21 protein-coding genes, 1 tRNA gene and 1 pseudogene are annotated in these 23,352 nt (G+C 59.7%); 15 read left to right on the top strand and 8 right to left on the bottom strand.

What is annotated here, in order from left to right:
- Positions 1 to 74: 74 nt before the first annotated feature.
- Positions 75 to 881, top strand: a complete 807-nt coding sequence (gene folE2, locus LMG28727_RS25205; RefSeq protein ID WP_201645027.1) for a GTP cyclohydrolase FolE2 — start codon at positions 75 to 77, stop codon at positions 879 to 881.
- An 82-nt stretch (positions 882 to 963) separates the two neighbouring features.
- Here folE2 and tsaD read toward each other — a convergent pair whose 3' ends face one another.
- On the bottom strand, positions 964 to 1,992 hold the full coding sequence (gene tsaD / locus LMG28727_RS25200; protein ID WP_201645174.1) for a tRNA (adenosine(37)-N6)-threonylcarbamoyltransferase complex transferase subunit TsaD: 1,029 nt from the start codon (positions 1,990 to 1,992) through the stop codon (positions 964 to 966).
- Between the two features lie 123 nt (positions 1,993 to 2,115).
- Between tsaD and LMG28727_RS25195 the strand changes: the two genes are divergently transcribed.
- The 9 genes and pseudogenes from LMG28727_RS25195 to LMG28727_RS25155 all read left to right on the top strand — a co-directional run bounded on the left by LMG28727_RS25195 (position 2,116) and on the right by LMG28727_RS25155 (position 12,068).
- On the top strand, positions 2,116 to 3,333 hold the full coding sequence (locus tag LMG28727_RS25195; RefSeq protein ID WP_201645026.1) for a BaiN/RdsA family NAD(P)/FAD-dependent oxidoreductase: 1,218 nt from the start codon (positions 2,116 to 2,118) through the stop codon (positions 3,331 to 3,333).
- 150 nt (positions 3,334 to 3,483) lie between these two features.
- A pseudogene (gene rpsU / locus LMG28727_RS34310) lies at positions 3,484 to 3,679 on the top strand (30S ribosomal protein S21).
- A 208-nt stretch (positions 3,680 to 3,887) separates the two neighbouring features.
- Positions 3,888 to 4,334 (top strand): GatB/YqeY domain-containing protein, encoded by a 447-nt coding sequence (locus tag LMG28727_RS25185; protein ID WP_201645024.1) that lies wholly within the window; start codon positions 3,888 to 3,890, stop codon positions 4,332 to 4,334.
- A gap of 85 nt (positions 4,335 to 4,419) precedes the next feature.
- Positions 4,420 to 6,297 carry a DNA primase gene (gene dnaG / locus LMG28727_RS25180; RefSeq protein ID WP_201645023.1) on the top strand — a complete coding sequence of 626 codons (1,878 nt, stop codon included), beginning with the start codon at positions 4,420 to 4,422 and terminating at the stop codon, positions 6,295 to 6,297.
- A 92-nt stretch (positions 6,298 to 6,389) separates the two neighbouring features.
- Positions 6,390 to 8,780 carry an RNA polymerase sigma factor RpoD gene (rpoD, locus tag LMG28727_RS25175; protein WP_201645022.1) on the top strand — a complete coding sequence of 797 codons (2,391 nt, stop codon included), beginning with the start codon at positions 6,390 to 6,392 and terminating at the stop codon, positions 8,778 to 8,780.
- A gap of 156 nt (positions 8,781 to 8,936) precedes the next feature.
- Positions 8,937 to 9,024: transfer RNA gene (locus LMG28727_RS25170), tRNA-Ile, on the top strand.
- A 473-nt stretch (positions 9,025 to 9,497) separates the two neighbouring features.
- Complete coding sequence (locus LMG28727_RS25165; protein WP_201645021.1) at positions 9,498 to 9,707, top strand: hypothetical protein; 210 nt, start codon at positions 9,498 to 9,500, stop codon at positions 9,705 to 9,707.
- 215 nt (positions 9,708 to 9,922) lie between these two features.
- Complete coding sequence (locus tag LMG28727_RS25160) at positions 9,923 to 10,084, top strand: hypothetical protein (protein WP_201645020.1); 162 nt, start codon at positions 9,923 to 9,925, stop codon at positions 10,082 to 10,084.
- Between the two features lie 838 nt (positions 10,085 to 10,922).
- Positions 10,923 to 12,068 (top strand): porin, encoded by a 1,146-nt coding sequence (locus LMG28727_RS25155; RefSeq protein WP_201645019.1) that lies wholly within the window; start codon positions 10,923 to 10,925, stop codon positions 12,066 to 12,068.
- 115 nt (positions 12,069 to 12,183) lie between these two features.
- Here the strand turns inward: LMG28727_RS25155 and LMG28727_RS25150 are convergent, their stop codons facing one another.
- Entirely contained in the window at positions 12,184 to 13,266 is a 1,083-nt protein-coding gene (locus tag LMG28727_RS25150) for a porin (RefSeq protein ID WP_201645173.1), read from the bottom strand.
- A gap of 341 nt (positions 13,267 to 13,607) precedes the next feature.
- On the opposite strand from LMG28727_RS25150, the gene LMG28727_RS25145 reads away from it, so the two are divergent.
- On the top strand, positions 13,608 to 13,961 hold the full coding sequence (locus tag LMG28727_RS25145; RefSeq protein WP_201645018.1) for a transposase: 354 nt from the start codon (positions 13,608 to 13,610) through the stop codon (positions 13,959 to 13,961).
- Between the two features lie 41 nt (positions 13,962 to 14,002).
- On the opposite strand, the gene LMG28727_RS25140 is transcribed toward LMG28727_RS25145, so the two are convergent.
- A complete protein-coding gene (locus tag LMG28727_RS25140) occupies positions 14,003 to 14,749 on the bottom strand; it encodes a Crp/Fnr family transcriptional regulator (RefSeq protein ID WP_201645017.1) in 747 nt (248 codons plus the stop codon).
- A gap of 171 nt (positions 14,750 to 14,920) precedes the next feature.
- Here LMG28727_RS25140 and LMG28727_RS25135 point away from each other — a divergent pair, with 171 nt between their 5' ends.
- On the top strand, positions 14,921 to 16,552 hold the full coding sequence (locus LMG28727_RS25135; protein WP_201645016.1) for an acyl-CoA synthetase: 1,632 nt from the start codon (positions 14,921 to 14,923) through the stop codon (positions 16,550 to 16,552).
- A gap of 145 nt (positions 16,553 to 16,697) precedes the next feature.
- Here the strand turns inward: LMG28727_RS25135 and LMG28727_RS25130 are convergent, their stop codons facing one another.
- The 3 genes from LMG28727_RS25130 to LMG28727_RS25120 form a co-directional block, all read right to left on the bottom strand.
- Positions 16,698 to 16,922, bottom strand: a complete 225-nt coding sequence (locus LMG28727_RS25130; protein WP_201645015.1) for a hypothetical protein — start codon at positions 16,920 to 16,922, stop codon at positions 16,698 to 16,700.
- Between the two features lie 293 nt (positions 16,923 to 17,215).
- A complete protein-coding gene (locus LMG28727_RS25125) occupies positions 17,216 to 17,419 on the bottom strand; it encodes a cold-shock protein (RefSeq protein ID WP_028225987.1) in 204 nt (67 codons plus the stop codon).
- 302 nt (positions 17,420 to 17,721) lie between these two features.
- On the bottom strand, positions 17,722 to 18,357 hold the full coding sequence (locus LMG28727_RS25120) for a LysE family translocator (protein WP_201645014.1): 636 nt from the start codon (positions 18,355 to 18,357) through the stop codon (positions 17,722 to 17,724).
- Positions 18,358 to 18,840: 483 nt separating this feature from the next.
- Between LMG28727_RS25120 and LMG28727_RS25115 the strand changes: the two genes are divergently transcribed.
- Together LMG28727_RS25115 and LMG28727_RS25110 are read left to right on the top strand one after the other, a co-directional pair.
- The gene (locus LMG28727_RS25115; protein WP_201645013.1) at positions 18,841 to 19,104 is read left to right on the top strand and encodes an H-NS family nucleoid-associated regulatory protein; all 264 of its coding nucleotides are present in this window, start codon (positions 18,841 to 18,843) and stop codon (positions 19,102 to 19,104) included.
- A gap of 461 nt (positions 19,105 to 19,565) precedes the next feature.
- Positions 19,566 to 20,621, top strand: coding sequence for a serine hydrolase family protein (locus LMG28727_RS25110; protein WP_407945866.1), 1,056 nt, complete (start codon positions 19,566 to 19,568; stop codon positions 20,619 to 20,621).
- Between the two features lie 162 nt (positions 20,622 to 20,783).
- Here the strand turns inward: LMG28727_RS25110 and pcaG are convergent, their stop codons facing one another.
- Complete coding sequence (gene pcaG, locus LMG28727_RS25105; RefSeq protein WP_201645011.1) at positions 20,784 to 21,371, bottom strand: protocatechuate 3,4-dioxygenase subunit alpha; 588 nt, start codon at positions 21,369 to 21,371, stop codon at positions 20,784 to 20,786.
- Positions 21,372 to 21,374: 3 nt separating this feature from the next.
- On the bottom strand, positions 21,375 to 22,079 hold the full coding sequence (pcaH, locus tag LMG28727_RS25100; protein ID WP_201645010.1) for a protocatechuate 3,4-dioxygenase subunit beta: 705 nt from the start codon (positions 22,077 to 22,079) through the stop codon (positions 21,375 to 21,377).
- A 109-nt stretch (positions 22,080 to 22,188) separates the two neighbouring features.
- Here pcaH and pcaQ point away from each other — a divergent pair, with 109 nt between their 5' ends.
- Entirely contained in the window at positions 22,189 to 23,187 is a 999-nt protein-coding gene (gene pcaQ / locus LMG28727_RS25095; protein ID WP_201645009.1) for a pca operon transcription factor PcaQ, read from the top strand.
- Positions 23,188 to 23,352: the final 165 nt, after the last annotated feature.

Raw genomic sequence — 23,352 nt, 5'->3', positions numbered from 1 at the left:
CTCTTGCAGGGAGCGGGATTGCCAGCGGTGTGGAAAACCTGGTTCGGCCCGGCGTTTCTTGAAAGGACAAAAAAATGAATCAGATGAACCCCGCCTTTGTGATGCCCGACGTGCAAAGCACGCCCGATACGCGTCAAATCCCGATCCAGCGAGTTGGCGTCAAGGGCGTGCGTCATCCGTTGACCGTGCGCACACAAGGTGGCGAAGTGCAGCCGACGGTCGGTACGTGGAATCTCGACGTGCATCTGCCGGCTGAGCAGAAGGGCACGCACATGTCGCGTTTTGTCGCGTTGCTCGAAGAGAACAAGACGCCGCTCGAACCGGTAACGTTCCGCACGATGCTCGCGGCGATGCTCGAAAAGCTCGAAGCCGAAGCCGGCCGCATCGAAGTGTCATTCCCGTATTTCGTGAACAAGACCGCGCCGGTATCGGGTGTGCAAAGCCTGCTCGACTACGAAGTCACGTTGACGGGCGATACCCGCAACGGCGCAACGCGTCTGTTCCTGAAAGTGCTGGTGCCGGTCACGAGCCTGTGCCCGTGTTCGAAGAAAATCTCGCAGTACGGCGCGCATAACCAGCGCTCGCACGTCACGATCAATGCCGAACTGGTGGGCGATGTGGCTGTGGAAGAACTGGTGCGTATTGCTGAAGAGGAAGCGTCGTGCGAACTGTGGGGCTTGCTCAAGCGCCCGGATGAAAAGTTCGTCACCGAACGTGCGTATGAAAATCCGAAGTTCGTCGAAGATCTCGTGCGCGATGTTGCGCAGCGTCTGAATACGGACGAGCGGATCGTTGCGTATTCGCTTGAAGCAGAGAATTTCGAGTCGATTCACAATCACAGCGCGTATGCGGTGATCGAGCGGGATAAGCGGGTGGGTTGATCGACCTTTGCGTCTGCTGTCTTGCATTGAAAAAGCCGCTTTAAAAAGCGGCTTTTTTTACGGCTGTGCGCTGATTGGCGGCTTAGCGGGCAAGTGAAGTGAGATCCCAGCGCGGCTTTACCGTGAACGCGTAGTCCTTGCCCGACTGATCAGGCCAGCGTTGCAGACGCAGCGCGCCAGCCAGCGCGATCATCGCGCCATTGTCCGTGCACAGCGACAGATCCGGGTAATGCACATAGAAGTTGCGCTTCTTCGCGGCGGCGGACAGCGCTTCGCGCAGTTGCCGGTTCGCGCCAACGCCGCCAGCCACAACCAGCCGGTTAAGCTTGGTCTTCTTCAGCGCGGCCAGCGATTTCGCGGCCAGCACTTCCACAGCCGCATCGACGAAACCGCGCGCCAGATCGGCCTTCGCCTGTTCGCAGATATTCGCGCCGCCAAGCTTTTTCGCGTTCGTGAGCACCGCCGTTTTCAGCCCGCTGAAGCTGAAGTCCAGGTCGCCGGAATGCAGCATGGGGCGCGGCAGGACGACGGCGCCTGGCGTGCCGAATTCCGCCATGCGCGAGACTTCTGGGCCGCCAGGATAGCCGAGGCCGAGCAGCTTCGCCGTTTTGTCGAAGGCTTCCCCGGCGGCGTCGTCGAGCGTTTCGCCGAGCGTCTCGTAGACGCCCACGTCGGTCACACGCATCAATTGCGTATGACCGCCGGACACCAGCAACGCAACGAACGGGAACGGCGGCGGCTCATCCACGAGTAACGGCGACAGCAAATGCCCTTCCAGGTGATGAATGCCGATGGTCGGTTTGTCCCACGCCATGGCCAGCGAATTCGCAACGCTCGCGCCGACCAGCAGCGCGCCCGCTAGCCCCGGCCCTTGGGTGTACGCAATCGCGTCGATGTCGCTGCGCACGGCGCCTGCGCGTTCCATCACCTCTTCAAGCAACGGCAGCGCACGCCGGATGTGGTCGCGCGACGCCAGTTCCGGCACGACGCCGCCGTACTCCCGGTGCATCGCAATTTGCGAATGCAACGCGTGCGCGAGCAGACCGCGCTCTGTGTCGTAGAGCGCGAGACCGGTTTCGTCGCAGGAGCTTTCGATGCCGAGAACGAGCATGATGGGGTGGGGTTTGAACGGGCGCGAAGGCGGGGACACCAGCGCGCTCGAAAGAAAAAGGTAAGCCTCAAAGTATAGCAGCGCGGGCGAGGGGCCGCCGGCGCGCGGGTACAATGCGGCCCCATGGAATCCTTTGATATCGCAGTGATCGGCGCGGGCGCGGCCGGCATGATGTGCGCGGCTGTAGCTGGGCAACTCGGCCGTCGCGTGGTGCTGATCGACCATTCGCAGCGTCTCGCGGAAAAAATCCGCATCTCCGGCGGCGGCCGGTGCAATTTCACGAATCTGTATGCGGGGCCCGGCAATTATCTGTCGGCGAATCCGCATTTCTGCCGGTCGGCGCTGGCGCGCTATACGCCACGCGACTTCATGGCACTGCTCAAACGCCATCATGTGACGTGGCACGAGAAGCACAAAGGGCAGCTTTTCTGCGATCAGTCGAGCGACGCGATCATCAACGTGCTGAAGAACGAGTGCGACGCGGGTCAGATTGCGTGGCGCACGCCGCTGTCGGTGGAAGAAGTTCGGCGCGACGCGGAGGGCCGTTTTACGCTGGATACCCAGTCGGGCCCGATCACCGCACGCGCGTTGGTCGTGGCGACCGGCGGCCTGTCGATTCCCAAGATCGGCGCGACTGATTTCGCGTATCGGATCGCCAGGCAGTTTGGCCACAAGCTGATCGATACGCGTCCAGCGCTGGTTCCGCTGACCTTCGCCGCCGCCGACTGGGCGCCATTTGCGGCGCTGTCCGGCGTGTCGCTCGAAGTCCAGTTGGCGACCGGTAACAAGAAGACGGGTGCTGAATTCAACGAAGACCTGCTGCTCACGCACCGTGGTTTGTCCGGACCCGGCGTCCTGCAGATTTCGAGCTACTGGCAGCCCGGCGAGCCGATTCATATCAACCTGCTGCCCGAGCGCGACGCCACGACCGAGTTGCTGGAGTCGAAAACGGGCACCAGGCGTCAGATTGCCAATCTGCTATCCGAATGGGTGCCGCAACGGCTCGCTCATGTGTGGCTGGAAACTCACCAGATTCCCGCGGATGCCCGTGTGGCCGATCTGCCGGACAAAACGCTGCGGCGCGTGGGTGACGCTCTGTCGCGCTGGACGCTGACGCCGAATGGCACTGAAGGCTATCGCAAGGCCGAAGTGACGCGCGGCGGCGTCGACACCCGCGGCCTGTCGTCGACGACGATGATGAGCGAGCGCACGCCGGGGTTGTACTTCATCGGCGAGGCGGTCGACGTAACCGGCTGGCTCGGCGGCTACAATTTTCAGTGGGCGTGGGCATCAGGCGTAGCAGCCGGCGAAGCCGCTGTGGAGTACGTGCGAGGCGCATAAAGAAGGGGCTTGACGGCGCATTAGCTTTGTGAGAAAGCTCTGCTATACTCCTGAACCTCTGCGGAGTTTCGTTATTGAAAAACGACGATCATCCGCGAAAAAGGCAGCAAGCAGAGGTAACAAGCAGACAACGGGCCGTTTGAAGTCGTCATGCGCCGTTTCAAGCGCACCATCGAGAAAAACGGTGGGCTGACCGAGCTTAGCGCTTGCGGCTATTACGAAAAGCTAACGGCTGAGCGTGAGCGCAAGAAGGAGGCTGCGGTAAAGCGCCATTTCAAGCGTCTGCGTGGGTCAGATGCTGTCAAAGAAGTTCTACAGATTCTGGCGTTGCCGCGGTTCCGCTTGAACGGAGCGGCGACATCCAACCGGTGGCGGCGCAGCAGGTGCCGTCACAGAAACACGGCCCTTCGGGCCAGCCGGCAGGGTCGCATTCACTACGCATATTGCGCCAACCCGCTTGAGGAAGCAGTCCCCAAGCGGGTATTCGTGTTGATGCAGTGGGTGATCCAAGCCACCCGGCCGGTTTCACAAATTTCAACGCATTCAGGTGAGTGATGACTCTCAAAGACCGGATCAACGACGATATGAAAGCTGCCATGCGGGCGCGCGAGACCGAGCGTCTCGGCACGATCCGTCTGCTGCTCGCCGCTATCAAGCAGCGCGAAGTCGATGAGCGTGTGACGCTCGGCGACGCCGCGATCACCGCCGTCATCGACAAAATGATCAAGCAGCGCAAGGACTCGATCAGCCAGTTCGAGGCCGCAGCCCGCACCGATCTCGCCGACAAGGAAAAGGCCGAACTGGCCATCCTGTCCGCCTATATGCCTGAACAGATGTCTGAAGCGGAAATCGTTGCCGAAGTTCAGGCGGCGGTCGCACAAACCGGCGCCGCCGGTCCGCAGGACATGGGCAAGGTGATGGGCGTGCTGAAGCCGAAGCTGGCTGGCCGTGCCGACATGACGGCCGTGTCGGCTCAGGTCAAGGCTGCGCTCTCGAAGTAATTTCCGTTTGACCCGGCCTGCACGCTGCGTCGCCCGACGGCGGCGCAGCGTGCAGTGTTGAGCTTTTAAGGTAGCGTCATTTACTGTGATTCCACCGTCATTCCTGCAAGACCTGCTCAACCGCGTCGATATCGTCGACGTGGTCGGTCGATATGTGCAGTTGAAAAAGGGCGGCGCGAACTTCATGGGGCTTTGTCCGTTTCACAACGAGAAAAGCCCTTCGTTTACGGTTAGTCCGACTAAGCAGTTCTATCACTGCTTCGGTTGCGGCGCGCACGGTACGGCCATCGGATTTCTGATGGAGCATGTGGGCTCCTCGTTTCCTGAGGCCGTCAACGATCTGGCGCAATCGGTCGGTTTGACCGTGCCGAATGAGCCGTCGCCGGGATATGGCGGCGGCGCGGGTGGCTCTGGCGGCGGTTATGCGCCCGGCGCTTCGAAGGCCGTCACCACGGCGCTTTCCGACGTCATGCAGACCGCTTGCGACTATTACCGCAAGCAACTCCGTAGCGCGCCCAATGCGATCCAATATTTGAAGAAACGCGGGCTGACCGGCGAAATTGCGGCCCGTTTCGGCCTCGGCTATGCGCCGGACGGCTGGCAGAACCTCGAACCCGCCTTTCCCAATTACCGGGACGATTCGCTGGTCGAGTCGGGGCTGGTCATCGTCAGCGAAAAGTCCGACGCGCAGGGGCAGAATCGCCGTTACGACCGCTTCCGCGAGCGGATCATGTTCCCGATCCGCAATGTGAAAGGGCAGGTGATCGGCTTCGGCGGGCGCGTGCTGGACGGCGGCGAGCCCAAGTATTTGAATTCGCCTGAAACGCCTCTATTTAACAAAGGCAGCGAACTGTACGGTCTGTTCGAAGCGCGTCTGGCGATCCGCGAACAGCATTACGTGCTCGTGGTGGAAGGCTACATGGACGTGGTCGCGCTGGCCCAATTGGGTTTCCAGAACGCGGTCGCCACGCTCGGCACGGCTTGCACGCCGATTCACGTCCAGAAACTGATGCGCCAGACCGACACGGTCATCTTCAGTTTTGACGGCGATTCGGCCGGCCGCCGCGCCGCCCGCCGCGCACTGGACGCCTGTTTGCCGCATGCGGCGGACAACCGGACCATTCGCTTCCTGTTCCTGCCGTCCGAGCACGATCCGGACAGCTACGTGCGCGAATTCGGCACCGAGGCGTTCGCCGAACAGGTCGAACGCGCAATGCCGCTGTCGCAGTTCATGCTGAACGAGGTGCTGACCGGCAAGGAGTTGGACCAGCCCGAGGGCCGTGCCCGTGCGCTGTTCGACGCCAAGCCGTTGTTGCAGGCGCTGCCGGCCAACGCGTTGCGGGCGCAGATCATGCACATGTTCGCCGACCGGCTCGACGTGCCGTTCGACGAAGTCGCCGCACTCTGCGAAGTCGATTCGCGGATCGCCGCAGCCGCCCGCCAGGCGCCAGCCCGCAAGGACCGCCGCAGCGTGACGGGGATCGAAGAAAAGACGCTGCGCAATCTGGTGATGTATCCGCGCACGGTGGCGGTGCTCGACGAAGACGCCGAACAGGCGCTTCTGAGCGTGACCCGGCACGGCGAACTGTTTGAGGAGGTGACCACGCACGCGCGTGCACTGGGCGATTCAGCGGAGTTTCAGTTGTTGTCCGACCTATTGCGAAACGGCGCAAACGCCCCAACTTTCGAGGAAATCTTTCGCAAAATTCTAGACTATGATGAAAACGTCCGGGATTTGCTGCTGAAAGACCCGGAGGATGCGACCGTGATCGAGGAGCGGCGCGAGCAGGAAAGGATCGTCGGTGAGGAACTGAAGGCAGCGATCCTGAAGATGCGGTACGACGCTTACTGTGACCGGCTCGAGCAACTTTCGCGGCAATCCCGGCATACGCCGGAGGAGTTCGCGGAGCTGTCGGAACTGAACAGGAAGCGCGCTGATATGAAGCGCCAACTCGGGCTGTAAAGGGGTTGACAAAAAACCTCGGTGCTATAATTAAAGGTTTCTAGCGGTTTGTTTTTCAAGGGTTTTCCTAGCAAAGGCGAAAAGGCGATGCGATGGCAAAGACTACAGGCGGAAATAAAGCGACAGGCACAAGCTCCAAGGAGCCGACCCGAAAGGTCACCGAGGCCAGGTTAGTTTCTTCCGCCAGAAAAACGTCTACCGTCAGCGTTACGCCGGTTGCCGGGAAGAACTCATCGACCACTTCGGCCGCGCAGGCAGATCCGGTCATGGCCGCGAAAGCTGTGCCACAACCGGCTGCCTCGAGGCCAGGTGTCAGAAGCGCAAGGGAAGCGCCTGCCGTGCAGGACGAAGCGGCGGCGCGTGAGATTCCAGTATCCACGGTTCAACCGGCTGTTGTTCAACAGCCGCGAGTCGAGACTACAGCCGGTACGGCGAACTCCATGACGAAAAAGCTGACTGAAGTATCTGTCGATGACGAAGCAACCCAGACCGAAGAGACCCCTGCCGCGGTTCCGGCCAAGGTCGAAAAGGTCAAGGCTCGCGACCGTCGTGCCAAGGAAAAAGCGCTGCTGAAAGATGCCTTCGCGTCGTCACAGCCGGGCACGGTCGAAGAGCTCGAAGAGCGCCGTTCGAAACTGCGCGCGCTGATCAAGCTCGGCAAGGAACGCGGCTTCCTCACCTACGCTGAAATCAACGATCACCTGCCGGACAACTTTACTGAAACCGAGGCGATCGAAGGCATTATCAGCACGTTCAACGACATGGGCGTGGCGGTCTACGAACAGGCCCCCGACGCTGAAACGCTGCTGCTGAACGACAACGCACCGGCCGCTTCGTCAGACGACGAAGTGGAAGAAGAAGCGGAAGTTGCGCTCTCTACCGTCGACTCCGAATTCGGCCGTACGACTGACCCTGTCCGCATGTACATGCGTGAAATGGGTACCGTCGAGCTGCTCACGCGCGAAGGCGAAATCGAAATCGCGAAGCGGATCGAAGACGGCCTGAAGCACATGGTGATGGCCATCTCTGCGTGCCCGACCACGATCGCCGACATCCTGGCCATGGCCGAGCGCGTCGCGAACGAAGAGATTCGTATCGACGAACTGGTCGACGGGCTGATCGACGCGAACGCTGAAGACGCCGACGGCTTCTCCGAGCAGGAAGCGGAAGCGATCGAAAGCGAAGAAGAGGAAGTCGAAGAAGAGAGCGACGAAGACGAGGAAGAAGACGACGGCGCGGCGCAAGCCACGGCCAACGCGGCGCAGATGGAAGCGCTCAAGCGTGCGTCGCTCGAAAAATTCGCGATGATCAGCGAATGGTTCGACAAGATGCGCCGCGCGTTCGAGAAGGAAGGCTACAAGTCGAAGTCGTATCTGAAGGCGCAGGAAACGATTCAGAACGAACTGATGACGATCCGCTTCACCGCGCGTACGGTCGAGCGTCTGTGCGACACGCTGCGTGCGCAGGTCGACGAAGTGCGTCAGGTCGAGCGCCAGATTCTGCACACCGTGGTCGACAAGTGCGGCATGCCGCGAGCGGAATTTATCGCGCGTTTCCCGGGCAGCGAAACGGATCTGGAGTGGGCCGACAAGATCGTCGGCGAAGGTCACGCGTATAGCGCAATTCTCACGCGTAACATTCCGGCCATTCGCGAACAGCAACAACGTCTTCTGGATTTGCAGGCGCGCGTCGTACTGCCGCTGAAGGACCTGAAGGAAACCAACCGTCAGATGGCGGCCGGTGAACTGAAGGCGCGTCAGGCAAAACGCGAGATGACCGAGGCCAATTTGCGTCTCGTGATCTCGATTGCGAAGAAGTACACGAACCGTGGCCTGCAGTTCCTCGACCTGATTCAGGAAGGCAATATCGGCCTGATGAAAGCGGTGGACAAGTTCGAATATCGTCGCGGCTACAAGTTTTCCACGTATGCCACGTGGTGGATTCGCCAGGCCATTACGCGCTCTATTGCGGACCAGGCACGTACCATCCGGATTCCGGTTCACATGATCGAAACGATCAACAAGATGAACCGTATTTCGCGGCAGATTCTGCAGGAAACCGGTCTTGAGCCGGATCCGGCAACGCTGGCCGAAAAGATGGAAATGCCGGAAGACAAAATCCGCAAGATCATGAAGATCGCGAAAGAGCCGATCTCGATGGAAACGCCGATTGGTGACGACGACGATTCGCATCTGGGCGACTTCATCGAAGACAACAACACGGTTGCGCCGGCCGACGCCGCTTTGCATGCCAGCATGCGCGATGTCGTGAAGGACGTGCTCGATTCGCTGACGCCGCGCGAAGCGAAAGTGCTGCGCATGCGTTTCGGTATCGAGATGAGCACCGATCACACGCTCGAAGAAGTCGGCAAGCAGTTCGACGTGACGCGTGAGCGGATTCGTCAGATCGAGGCAAAGGCGCTGCGCAAGCTGCGTCACCCGAGCCGGTCGGACAAGCTCAAGTCGTTCCTCGAAGGAAGTTGATCGTTGCAGGTGTGGCTGTTCGGCGATTACGCAGCAGGTTGAAGGGGCCTCCTAGACGTTTCGCGCATGCGAAGCGGTTGCGGAGGTCCCTTTTTCGTGTAGTATGTCGGCCAATCAGCGAAGGGGCCCGGCCTTGATGACCGGGTCTTTTTTCTTGGGCCGGACGCCGTGCTGGTTGCAGGCAGCGGACTCATAATCCGCCTCCGAAAGGACACCGTCGGTTCGAATCCGACCCGGCCCACCAAAGCATTGAGAAAAGGGTTCCGAGATTCTCGGAACCCTTTTTGTTTATCGGCGTGAAAGACCTTGAAGCCGATTTATAAGATGCGACAATTTGGCGCTTGTGTTGCGCGATTAATCTGTTCACCGCTGGTTCTGATTGAATTGGGCGAGCCTCGCATCGGGTTGAATCTGGCGAATTCGATGGCGCTTTATATTGGCGCCACGCCTGCGATCCGATATCGATAATCGACGTCTTCTGCTTGGCTAAGCAGCATCATTCTCGCGAACGTCCGCGCGATAAAATCCCCGCTATTTTGATCGCCTCTTTCCGGCGATTCTCCGGCGCGTATTGCGCTCGCCGTTGGCGGGCTGCCGCACAGAGTGCGCGGCGGTGCGCCGCTAGGCTCATGTCAGATGCGTTGACGTTCATCCGCTGGAAGTGGCACGTCGTTTGCGTAAGCTCGGCTACCAAGCCGTATTAATAAAGAGACCACCATGCGCCCCGACCACACCGCTGCCGAGTTCGCCCAGCCTCAAACCATGCTGGCCACGCCACTGGACGCTCCTAATGAAATTGCGCCGCAAAAGCCGATGCGTGCATTGACGCGCGTCACGTTCTGCTTTGCGTGGCTGTTCGGCCTCGAGCCATTCCTGACCGGCTCCGCCGACGAGACTTTGCGCTCGTCGTCCGAGCGTAGTCACTGACTTGAGCCGGCTTAGGCCGCCAAAGGCGTAGCCAGCCGAACGTTGAAAGTTTCGCTGCGAGCGAGCGAAATTTCTACAGACCGGCGCGGATAGCGCCGGACCGCTGACGGAAAGCGCGGATACATAGAGGCCTGCGTCCTCTTGCAGTAGCCCCTCGGGAATAAGTGTTGCGCGCCTGAAGATGGGAGACTTTCCCATCCGACAAGGCGCTCATCATGCAAACCGTTCCCACTATCGATCCCATTGCGGATCCTCCCGACCCGCCGTTGGAGCAGCCCGGTGAACAACCCGAGCGACTTCCGGACACGCCGCCGGACACCGATCCGCTTGCGCCGGGCTCGTCGCCCGAGGACGAGGAGGCGCTAAAGCGCAAATAGCCTGCCCATAAACGCCACTTCGATGGAAATTAGGGAAACTCCGTGTAAAAACGGCAGCGCTCGCGCCGTTAAATGAATACGGAAGGCTGTTCGTTGTATGCCGTCCGCTTTCGGCTCGGGGTTTGTCACGCGGCGGTCGGCGCCGCAACTCACCTCCGGGCAACACCCGTGCCGAAGGCTTCCCTGCTTCCCTCTTACGCATAACCGGGTTGCTTGTTCCCTGCACGGGACCCAGCACCTTCGCTCAGCCAACTTTCGCCGCACCTGCACGCAGCGGACCCGCTCCAGAGCCAATAATTCAATCGGATTCACCAATTAATTAATCGCCAGCCGATAAGCGGATTAATTAATCATCACCGGTGAACGACATTATCAATTCATCAAAGTTCCCGGTTTTCTTAAATAAATCTACACCGAACGATTACGGCCCATTTCATTGCGTCTATTCCGTGCGCCTTATCCGGCAATATGCTTTCAATTGTTCCGACCCGATTACGTCACGAGTATTAAACCACTGTTGCATACGCACAACTTTGAATATTGAAGCGTTGCAAATTACTTATGACTAGAGCAGATGAATGACGCATCGAAAATGGCGATAAATGCCTTAAAAACAATGACTTAATGCAATACCCATTTACATTGTTGCTGATTTTGAAAAATCCTGTTGTGGAAATTGCCGCCGCTGCTACCAGGGCCTCCCCCTACACTCACGCTTCGTTTCAAGGGTGCCCGAGGCTGATCCGAAACGGTCAGCGAACTGGGCAGCAGCACATGGTTCATGCGCTGCTGAGGCAGGTCCCGCTCCCCGCGTAAATTTTCCGAACAGGAGTCCCACATGAAGAAGAGTCTCATCGTCGTTGCGGTTGCCGCATCGTTCGCATCCGTCGCTCACGCACAAAGCAGCGTGACCCTGTATGGTCTGCTCGACGCAGGTCTGACGTACACCAGCAACGTGGCTGGCAATTCCAAGTGGGCAGCTGGTAGCGGTGGCATCAACCAAAGCATGTTCGGTCTGCGTGGCTCGGAAGATCTGGGTAACGGTCTGAAGGCAATCTTCACGTTGGAAAGCGGCTTCGGCATCAACAACGGCAGCCTCGGTAACAACGGTGGCCTGTTCAACCGTCAAGCATTCGTCGGTCTGTCGAGCGCGCAATTCGGTACGGTCACGCTGGGTCGTCAATACGACGCATCGCAAGACTACCTCGCACCGCTGACGGCAACGGGCAGCTGGGGCGGCACGTTCTTCGCTCACCCGTACAACAACGACAACCTGAACACGAACGGTGGTCAGTCGGTCAACAACTCGATCAAGTACTCGAGCGCTAACTACGCTGGCTTCACGTTCGGCGGCACGTACGGCTTCTCGAACCAGGCTGGTGCATTCGCTGACAACCGTCAGTACAGCGTCGGTGCTGCGTACCAGTTCCAGGGCCTGCGTTTGGGCGCTGCTTACGCACAGCAGAACAACCCGGCTGCAAACACGAGCGGTGCTTCGGACGGCGTGCTGGCTAACGCTGGTGGCGTGATGACGGGTAACTTCCGTCAACGTGAATTCGGCGGCGCAGCGTCGTACTCGTTCGGCCCGGCAACCGTCGGTGCTGCATTCACGCAATCGCGTGTCGACAACCTGGTTGGTGCTGAAGTCGCAGGTCAACGCCCGGGTCGTTCGAACAACTACGAAGTCAACGGTAAGTACAACCTGACGCCGGCTATGGCGCTGGGCGTGGCTTACACGTTCACGGACTCGCGTGGCTACGGCACGAACGGCGACGGCAGCGAAATGAAGACCCGCTACCACCAGATCGGCCTGCAAGCTGACTACTCGTTGTCGCGTCGTACCGACGTCTACGCTCAAGCCGTGTACCAACACGCAATGGGCGACGGCGGTGTTGCTTCGATCTACAGCGGTGACAACTCGGTTGCCCCGTCGTCGTCGAAGAACCAGACGGCTGCTACCGTCGGTCTGCGTCACCGCTTCTAAGCTTCGGCTTAAGCTGGTTGCGGTATGAAAAAGGTGCCGCTTGCGGCACCTTTTTTTATGGGCGCGAGACTTTGACGTCACGCGCCCATCAAGGCCCTTGCGGGCCTTGTGTGCTTTAGAAAATCGTCCGCATACCGAGTGCGACGCCAGTCTGGTTGCTGCGGCCCGGCAATTCGACCGATGCAGCGCCCGACACCTTGTCGAAATCGACCGTGCCGTACACCTCGGTGCGCTTCGACAGCGCATATTCGGCCAGCGCGACGAACGTATAGCGATAGCCGCTACCCACTTCGCCGTTACCGATCGCCGCATTGGACATGTGATCGTAGTAGGCTGCGCCGGTCAGCGTCAGTGCGCGCGTGGTTTGCCACGTGACGCCAGCAAACGGACCGTTGTCGATGCGACCCGATCCCTTCAGGAAATCGACGCCCGGCACGAGCGTCTGTTGCGCGAGCGCGCTATCCACGAAACCGGTGTCGTCTTTTGAATGCAGATAGCCGACGTACACCTTTGCCGAGCTGAACGAGTAGACCGCGTTCGCGTTGAAGATGGTCTGCTTGTTATTGCTGTTGTCGCTGTTTTGCTGCACGCCGGCCGCGACGCTCAACGGGCCCGCCACATACGACAGCGTGAAGCCATACATATTGCCCGCGCCGAGATGGCCCGGCACCTGTCCCGAGAAGCCGTCCACGCCGGTCGACTCCGAGTTGGTGCCGAACGAATACATCGCGGCCAAGGTCAGGCCGTTGTACGTGCCGGTGTACTTCACGGCGTTGTCCGCATAGAGGCCCGCGCCGAGCGCGCCCGGCAGCCACGAGTTTTCGGCGTAATTGCCGACCGTCAGCGGATCATAGGTGTCGCCAAGCAGGTCGAACAAAGGCGTCTTTTGACGGCCGAACGTGACCGTGCCGTACTGGCTGCTCAAGCCCACGTACGCATTACGGTTGAAGAGCCGCTGGCTGTCCGAAGCCGAACCGTCCTGCAGATTGATCCCGCTTTCCAGATCGAAGATCGCCTTCAGGCCGTTGCCCAGATCTTCCGAGCCGCGCAGACCCCAGCGACTGTTGGTGATCGCGCCATTGGTCATGTACAGGCGACCGTCGTTATTTGCATTGGAGTTCGTCAGATAGCGCACGCTGACGTCGGCAACGCCATAAAGCGTGATCGAGCTTTGGGCCGAAGCCTGCTCGGACGTCATGACGAGGGCGGCGCCGCCCACGAGCGCGGCTGTCTTGAGAAGGGAGATTTGTCTCACTGCTATTCCTGCCTATTTGTGTTGTCGTGTAGGGATCTTTTTTTCAAAGGCGGCGCGCGAGGCGAGGCCACGCACGGGCGCGCCGATGATAGACCAGCGCTTTCCTCACGCCAAAATGTGTTGGCGCAATAAATTATTGCAATTTTTGACACTTGCGCTTGCGCATCTGACAAGAATTAACTTTCGCGGAAGCGGGCTTCGGGTAGTCTGAAAACCCACTGTTTCATAGACTATTTCTTCGCGGCGGAGCCAGCACCTGTGCTGCACGTGCGCGCCAGAACTGCATGGATACTTCCGCTTTCACCCCTTTGCGCTGTCTGGATGAAGCCCTCGAGCTGACCGACGAGCAATGGCAGCGCGTCGTGCCGTTGCTGCCTGAAATGCTGGATCGCGCGCGTCGACGAGGTCGCCCTACTATCGACACGCGCCGGGTGTTGAACAGCGTGATGTGGGTGCTGCGCACGCGAGAGCCTTGGAGCGCGATGCCGAAGCGCTACGTGCCTTACCAGACGGCACACCGCTATTACCTGCGCTGGAAGCGTTCCGGCGTGCTGGTGCGCATCGTGCTCACGTTGTTCAATACCGAAGCGATGCTGGAGCGGCGCGTGACACGCAAGGTCGAAACGCCCCCGCTGTAACACGGCGACTGCAGACGGCCCATTCGCACCTCTTCTCGTCGTTAGATCTGTTCCTGGCCGAACGCGCTCAGACGTTCAAGGTCGAGCACGTCGATCTGGTTGTACGACAGACGCAGAATCTGCAGCCGTTCGAGGTTTTGCAGCGCCTGATTGATCCGTTGACGCGACACCCCGGCCAGCAGCCCCACCTCTTCCTGCGAAATAGCCAGCGTGCGCCCGGTGTCGGGATACAGATCCGGGTTGAATAGCTGCGCGAGCGATTGCGCGACGCGTGCATCTACATCCAGCAGCCGGCTGTTCTGGATCGATGCAATGAACTCGCCCATGCGGTTATTCAGTTGCCGGATCACGAAGCCGGTGAAGGGCAGGCTCGATTCGAGCAGCGCGTGAAACGTGATGGACGGCACGAACATCACGAGCGACGGCTGGATCGTGGCCACGTCGTATTTACGCAATTCGCGTTTGATCACGCTGCCTTCGCCGAACCAGCCCCCCGGCGGCACGCCAGACAGCGTGCAACTGCGTCCGGATGCGTTGTAAATGGCGAGTTTGATGAGACCGGAATGCACGCCGATCCAGTAGTCCGACGGTTCCTGACGGCGCGCGATCCATGCTCCGCCCTCCAGGTGCTCCGCGTGCGAGCTGGCGACGACCATCGCCTGATGCTCGGCGCTGAGCGCCCGAAACCATGCGCAGGTGCCAAATAGCCGGGCCAGATCGGCACGGGCTACACGGGTTGGCGGAGCGGAGCGGGGGTCGGCCGGGACGGTCAGCGGGGCGTCGTTCATAAGTAATTGATGAGGGTTTCCAGTGGCTGCCGGGTCGGAAAAGTCGCGGTCGCGCCACTCTGTCATTTGAATGACAGACAGTTCAGCATCACAATTGCTAGGCTAGCTTACCCATCAGAATAATTGATGAAAATAAGCGACGGCGCCCCTGGCGCCTCAGGAGACAACGCGATGAAACACATGTTCGAAGAAGGTCTGGAGCGGCGCGAAGCCAACTATGTCCCGCTGACGCCAATCGATTTCATCGCGCGCGCGGCGGAAGTCTACGGTGAGCGGCCGGCGATGGTCCATGGCGATATCCGCCGCAACTGGCGCGAGACGTACGAGCGCACCCGGCGCCTCGCCAGTGCGCTCCGGCAGGCCGGAATCGAACGGGGCGATACGGTTGCCGTGTTGCTGCCCAACATTCCACCCATGATCGAAGCGCATTTCGGCGTGCCGATGGCGGGCGCCGTGCTCAATACGCTGAATACGCGGCTCGATGTGTCGTCGCTGCTGTTTATGCTGCGTCACGGCGAAGCAAAGGCGTTGATTGTCGACACCGAATACAGCGAATTCGCGCATCGTGCCGCGGGGGAATTTCCCGGCTTGCGCGTGATCAGCGTGGCCGACGCGATGCCGGCCGACGCCGCGCAATTTGCCGGCGCAACCGACTACGAAGTGTTTCTGCAATCCGGCGACCCGGCATTCGCGTGGACCCAGCCAGCCGACGAGTGGGACGCCATCGCGCTGAACTACACGTCGGGCACGACCGGCGATCCAAAGGGCGTGGTCTACCATCATCGCGGCGCGTATCTGAATGCGCTGAGCAATATCCTCGAATGGGACATGCCCAAACACGCGGTCTACCTGTGGACGTTACCGGCCTTCCACTGCAACGGCTGGTGTTTTCCGTGGACCGTTGCTGCGCGCGCAGGCGTCAACGTCTGCCTGCGTAAATTCGATGCGAAGACCGTGTTCGAATTGATTCGCCGCGAACGCATCACCCACTATTGCGGCGCGCCGATCGTGCAGAGCGCGCTTGCCAATGCGCCTGTCGAATGGCGCGAGGGTATTACGCATCGCGTGTCGACGATGGTGGCCGGCGCAGCGCCTCCGCCGGCGGTCATTGCGAAGATGAAGGAAATCGGTTTCGATTTGACGCACGTCTACGGCCTCACCGAAACCTATGGACCCGCCGCCGTTTGCGCAAAACAGGCGGCGTGGGAATCTCTCGACGACAGCGAGCGCGCCGAGTTGAACGCGCGGCAAGGCGTGCGGTATCACTTGCAGGCAGCGGTAACCGTGCTCGATCCCGACACGCTCGCCGCTGTTCCCGACGACGGCGAAACACTCGGCGAAATCATGTTTCGCGGCAATATCTGCATGAAGGGCTACCTGAAGAATGCCCGCGCGACCGAGGCGACTTTCCGCGGCGGCTGGTTCCATACCGGCGATCTCGGCGTGCGGACGCCCGACGGCTACATCCGCATTCGCGATCGCAGCAAGGACATCATCATTTCAGGTGGGGAGAACATCTCGAGTATCGAAGTCGAGGACACGCTATACCGTCATCCAGCGGTGTCGGTTGCCGCAGTCGTGGCGATGGCCGATCCGAAGTGGGGCGAGGTGCCATGCGCGTTCGTCGAACTCAGAGAAGGCGCGCAGGTCAGCGAAGAAGAAATCATCGCTCACTGTCGACTGTTTCTGGCGGGATATAAGTTGCCGAAAGCAGTGCGCTTTGGCGAATTACCGAAGACGTCGACGGGGAAAATTCAGAAGTTCGAACTACGTGCGCGAATCAACGCGGAAGGAAAAAGCTAGAGATAGCGTCGTTGCATAGCGCACCTGCTGAAGGCGCGCTATGCAACGCTATAGAACTCATGCTGCTTGAGGTGCAAACCAGCGTCGCAAGATGCGCCGGCAGGATCCGCTGAATTAATTACGCGTTATTTGCAGAGCCGCACGCTTAACCGCGTGTATCGACCCAGTGATGCGCCCAATGCGCCGAGTGCCGCAATGCCTGTTCTTCGTTCGGGAAATAGTCGAGCGAATAGAACTGGTAGCGCCCTTCGGTGCGTGCGCTGTCAGCGCGTTCGAGCAGCAGGTTGGATGAAAAGCTACCGTCGGGCAAACGATGCGCCGAGGGTTGGACGGCATAGCCGTTGTAATGATGAATATGTTTGTTTGTCATTTTATATTTTAATGATTATTCGAGTGCGAGCCGGCCGTTCGACCCCGTATTACGAGTATCGCGGACGAGCTGATTCAAGCCATTGCGAGCCGAATCTGAACGCAGTCGGAAAGCGAAAAAATGGGCGTTGAAGCCGGAGGGGAGAATGAGGTGCAACGAGGCGTTTGGCGCTTGGGCAAGCTGCTTGAATAAATGCAGCTAAAAAGCGAATCGCGCCAACTGTGGGAGCCAAAAGCTCCGCGAGGGTGTCGCTGCAGCCCGATGTCCGTTGCCGGACACCGAGCCCTTCAAACTTACAGCGGCTTGATGTTAGCCGCTTGCAGACCCTTCGGGCCTTGCTTCGTTTCGAAGCTCACCTTCTGGTTTTCAGCCAGCGTCTTGAAACCGTCGCTGCGAATTTCCGAGAAATGCGCGAACAGGTCGTCGCCGCCCTTGTCCGGGGTGATGAAGCCAAAGCCTTTGCTGTCGTTGAACCACTTAACGGTACCGGTATCCATGAAGAATCCTTGAGGTAAAAATTGAAGAATTTGCTCTGCAAACGAGCGCTTGAAGCGTCAAGGAAGGGAGAGGACAACGAATACCGCTGAGGGAGCGAGACATTGATGAACAGCAATCGAACTTCTTGAACTTCGGGTGCCACAGTAACCGGGAGGGTGTATCGGCGTCAATAGATAACTTGTAACTGTTTTGCGAGGAGAGGTGGATCGGTTGAGCTCGCCGTGCTGTTTAGTGCGTTGTGAAGCCCACTGAAGGCGGCTCGCCGCGTCGGTGACACGGCAAGTCACGATGGGAAAGACGCTCAGATGCCCACTTTGTGTGCGGTCAGAATCAGGCGCAATCCGAGCGCAGCGACGGCGCTTGCGGCGACGCGATCGACCCACGCTTTCCATTGCAAATAGATTTCGCGCGGGCGCTTGCTTGAAAAACACAGTGCGACGATCGTGTACCAGCCTGCTTCGATCGCGAAGATGGCAGGCGGCAACGCGAAGTAGCACCACAGTGGCGGGTGCTGTGGAAGCAGCGCCGCGAAGATACTGCCGTAGTACACAGCAGTTTTCGGATTGCTGAGTTGCGTGCTCAAGCCAATCCAGAACGATTTGCGCGGATTCATGGAAGCGGCCTGCGTGGCGTCGAAAGCGAGCGGTTTAGCGGCGCCGCGCCAGATTTTCGACGCCAGATAGATCAGGTACAAACCCCCCGCGACCTTCAGTCCGATATAGAGCCACTCGACCGTGGCCAGCAACGTATAGAGACCGAGTAACGCGATGCCGCTAAAGAACACGCCGCCCATGCCCATGCCGAGCGCTGTGGCGAGCCCATCGCGGCGCGATAGCCCGATCGAATTGCGAGCGACGATCACGAAGCTCGGTCCCGGACTCATGGCGCCGAGCAGCAGCGCGGCCAGGATGGTGATGATGGCGGTTGAGGCGGGCATGGCTGTGTCTCCTATGCATGGGGCTGTGGGCTATGTGCACACTATGCAGCGGAACATAGCATGACGACGCGCGGCTTTGTCTTTTCGTCCCTGTACGTCGCCGGGTATTGTGCACATTCTGCCGCCTATCCGATACGCAGATAAACGAATAAGAATGGAAAACCCCAACTCGTCATTCAGCATCGTCTGGCTGCAAACAAAATAAATTGAATGCTAGAATTACTTTCCATGCGCTGAACCTGATGCCTCTTCGCAGCGTAAAGAGAGGCTGGCAGCGGATGCGATTCGAGCTGATTGCCTAAGAATTCTCCTTAATCCAAGATTGACCAGGCCTCATTTCCGGGTGCAATTTTTGCGCGTCGGGAGTCATGTCGCAGATTCGAATCGCACTTCATTCCAATGAGTCATGCATAAGCTTCGCGCTGTTTAGCGAAGTGTTCGTTTGTCTAACGCGAGCATTAATCGCAGCGATACCGGTACGTTATGAAAGAGCGAGAAGAACAAGGGTTGCTCGACTTCGATGGAAACGCACGTGAGCGCCTGGTCGCGTGGATACGCCGACGTATGGACGACTACGGCATTACGCTGGAGGCGCTGGAGGACTCGCTAGAAGCCGATGCGAACGCTGTCCGCGCAGTGATGTATCGCGACGCATACGGTAATACGTGGGACGGCTACGGCGATAAACCGGACTGGCTTGCGCGCGCGATTTACGCGGGGCAGAGCCTCGATTTCTTCCGGTGCTAACGCGGTTTTTGCAGAGTTTTTTGCCTGAAGGCAAGTCCTCTGCCTATCAGGCGCAATGCCTGTTCGTCGTTGATCGCATGCGTGATCTGTCTTAACATCGGCGGGTCGTTGCCGGCGCGGTGCTTACTTCTTTCGAATTCGCGCGGCACAGAACGGGAAGCTGCATGCCGTACGGTCGTCGAACTTTTTCATCTGAATTTCCTGCTTATTACCTCGTTGTCTGGCTCCGCACTATCGCGATATTCGGTCTGCTGTGGCTGAATATCGGGGCTTCGTTTGGCGCGACTCACGAGCGTGGCCAAGCCACTTCCGCGCGTGCGGGCACACACGTCACGCCGTCCGTTGCGCGTGCGTCGCCAGCGACAATCAAACCGCGTGGTCAAGCGAAAGGGCCTGCCGTCGACAAAGGTCGGCGTCGTGTCGTGCACAAACGCAAGCACACGACGAGTGCGGCGCAACCCATGCATATCGGCAAAATCACGTCGAAACATCGTCGTCAGGCCGCGCGCGTTGCGAGGGAACCGCGCGACGCACGCCGTCCCGACCCGATAGCCACGCAACAAACCACGCAACAAACCACGCAACGGACCACGCAACAAACCACGCAACAAACCACGCAACAAACCACGCAACGGACCACGCAACGGACCACGCAACAAACCACGCAACAAACCACGCAACATAATGCCCGGCAATCAGCGGCTTCGCGCGCGTCTGCGCGTTCGGGGCTTCGTCTGCTGGCGCGCTGTGGTTATACGCGTCGATCGCGGGCATTGCTTCGCGCGCGATCCGTCTATGTGGTCGATGAGCGAACCCACACCGTGCTCACCGAGAAACAGGCCGACCGGGTCGTGCCTATCGCTTCAGTGTCCAAACTGATGGCGGCAGTCGTGTCGCTCGACGTCAGGCACGCGCTCGATGCGCGGCTCGACGTCACCGTTCAGGATCAGGATTTCGACAAGTTCACCGGCTCACGCTTGAGCGTCGGTTCGAGATTGTCGCGTCACGACATGTTGCACATTGCACTGATGTCGTCGGAAAACCGCGCCGCCGCTGCGCTCAGTCGAGACTACGCGGGCGGCCGGCCAGGCTTCGTCGCAGCGATGAATGCGAAGGCGCGCGCCCTTGGGATGCGTCATACGTCGTTCGTCAATGGTACGGGCTTGTCGCCGCAGAACGTGTCGACCGCGGAGGATCTGTCGCTGCTGGTCGCGGCGGCGAGTCACTATCCGTTGATTCGCGCGTATTCGACGGACCGCTCGCAAGTGGTCTTTCCGGGCGGCGGCCGGGCCAGTTTGAGTTATCACAACTCGAATGCATTGGTGCGAGGCGGCGACCGCTCGATCGTGTTGCAGAAGACCGGCTTTATCAACGAGGCCGGTCACTGCGTCGTGGTGCGGATGTTGGTGCATGGCAGGCCGATCGACATCGTCGTGCTGGGCGCACCCGGCCCGCATGATCACATCGCCGACGTGATCAGGATTCGCCGCTGGCTGCGCTGCTCGCTAGCGCGTTGAGCGCGCAAGAAGCGCAAAAAAAAGCCCGCGCAAGGCGGGCTTAACTACTCTACTCGGAGTATCGCGATCCAGTCGCTAGACGGATCGTAGCCAGTGTATGTGAAAGCAATATGAAAGTATAGAAAATACCCCGATCGCTTTCACAGGCTCACCGATCTCACATCACAGGTCGAAAAACACCGTTTCCTTGTCGCCCTGCATGTGGATATCGAAGCGATACACATTGGCGCTATTCGGCTCGCGACGCGCGATCAGCGTGCCACGACGATCTGCCGGAACCGTTGCCAGCACGGCATCCTGCTCATTCGCCTGGGCTTCGTCCTCAAAATAGATACGCGTGAACGTGTGCAGCAGCATGCCGCGCATCGTCAGAATCACGTTGATGTGCGGCGCTTCATCCGGGTTCGCACGGCCAGGCTTCACCGTTTCGATGATGAAGCGCTTGTGCGGGTCCGTGCCCGTGCCCATGCGCGCAAAACCGTGAAAGCCAGTCTTCAGGATTTCCTCCCGCGATTCCGGATAGTGGCCATTGGCGTCCACTTGCGACATTTCGATCATCGCGTCGCCGACCACCTTGCCGTCGCCGTCGAACACCTGACCGACGATCGAGATGTGTTCACCCGCTGCTTCACGGTCGGCCAGAACGGACGTGAACAGGCTCTTGTACTCGAAGTCGTATTGTTGCGGGCACAGACCGTAAGCGAAGTACGGTCCAACTGTCTGCGAAGGCGTTTGCTTGAGAGTGGTCATGGCTTAGCGCTCCATCGGCGTTTCGTTCGGGCCGCGCAGCACGATGTCGAAATCGTAGCCGAGCGCGTAGGCCTCTTGCGTGGTGTCGAGCGAGAAATTCGCGATCATGCGTTCACGCGCGCTTTCCGGCGTACCCTGGTAAATCGGGTCGAAGGCGAGCAGCGGATCGCCGGGGAAATACATTTGCGTGACGAGTCGCGAGCCGAAGTGATCGCCGAACAGCGAGAAGTGGATATGGTTCGGACGCCATGCATTCGGGTGATTGCCCCACGGATACGCGCCCGGCTTGATGGTCAGGAAGCGGTAACGGCCTTCGTTGTCCGTGATGCAACGGCCTGCGCCGAGGAAGTTCGGATCGAGCGGCGCGTCGTGCTGGTCGGCTTTGTGCACGTAGCGGCCGGCTGCATTCGCTTGCCAGATTTCGACCAGCGTATTGCGCACCGGGCGCGCATTTTCGTCGAGCACACGGCCCGTCACGATGATGCGCTCGCCGAGCGGCTCGCCGTTACGCACGGCATTTTTCGTCAGATCGTGGTCGAGTGCGCCGAGGTCGTCGGTGCCATAAACCGGCACGCGCTGGTCGCGCAGCTTCTCTTTCAGCGGAATCAGCGGGAGCTTGGGGCCGCGCTTGGTCGACGAGCCGTAGCTGGGATAGACGTAATCGGGGTGGGACGGAAAGTCGCGCGGACTGAGCAGGGAATCGTCCATCAGTGTCTCCTTCGAGGAATTGTGGGATACGGTGTTATGAGAAGGACTGTATCTAACCTAGGCAGTTATGAAAAATGACGTTTTCGTCCGTTTCGTATAACCTTCCGTTATGCAACGCAGTCTCGCGGACAGCCGCGTCAAATTTCGCCATCTCCAGTGCTTTCTGGCCGTCGCCCAGTTCGGCAGCGTCCAGCGAGCCGCCGACAGCCTGTCCATCACCCAGCCTGCCGTATCCAAGACGGTTGCCGAACTCGAAGCGATTCTCGGCGTGAAACTGTTCGAGCGCGGCCGTCACGGCGCGGTGCCGACCCGTGAGGGGCAACTGTTCATGCCGCACGCCAGCGCCTGCGTCAGCGCGTTGCGCCAGGGCGTCGATCTGCTGGCGCGCGCGGAAGGCGCGGCCGCCGCCACGCTGGAGGTCGGTATTTTGCCGACTGTCGCGGCCGCGCTGATCCCACCAGTGCTGAAACAGTTTGCGGTGCTTTGGCCACGCGTCATCGTGCGCCTTGCCACTGGCGCGAACCCGGAATTGCTTGAGCGTCTGAAAGCGGGCACGATTGAATTCGCGGTCGGTCGTCTGGCCGATCCTGAGCGGATGGTCGGGCTCAGCTTCGAGCAGTTGTTTTCCGAGCCGCTGGTTGCCGTGGTGCGAATGGGGCATCCGCTGGCGGTCGGTCTTAGTTTGCCGGCTACGTCGCTCGAAGATTTTCCGGTGGTGCTGCCGCCGTTCGGCACGCTGATCCGGCAATCGGCGGAGAGTTTGCTGAGTGCGTGGGGCGTGCCGCCGTTGTCGGCGTTCGTCGAAGTATTGTCGGTATCCACGGGCCGGGCCTTGACGCTCGAAAACGACGCGGTATGGTTCGTGCCGCTGAGTGCCGTCGAATATGAGCTGGCGCACGGCATGCTGGTGCGTTTGCCGCTGCCCTTTGCGGGCACGGGCGAGCCGGTCGGGCTGATCCGCCGCTCGGACACGCAGCCGTCGCCGGTGGGGCAGGCGTTTATCGAAGCGGTGCGCGAGGTCGCGCAGCAGCGGATGGCGGCCAATGCGGGCAAGGTGGTGAGTAAAGATAGGCAGAAACGCAGCAGAAGTAAGGTAGTCAGCCGTTGAGGTTCGTGACTGTGACGCGCGTGCGCTGCTCCGCCCGAATCATTACGCATGAACCATTCAGTACAAAATGAAGGTTGCGAACGCCCGGCTACCCGGTGTACAAACACGGTGCCCAAGCCGTCGGGCGCCGCGTTTGCTGAGGCACACCCTGTAGGCAATGCCACG

The sequence above is a fragment of the Paraburkholderia metrosideri genome (genome assembly GCF_904848625.1).
GTDB lineage: Bacteria > Pseudomonadota > Gammaproteobacteria > Burkholderiales > Burkholderiaceae > Paraburkholderia > Paraburkholderia metrosideri.
Note: the sequence above shows the minus strand (reverse complement) of the source record. Positions and strands in the feature narration are given on the sequence as shown.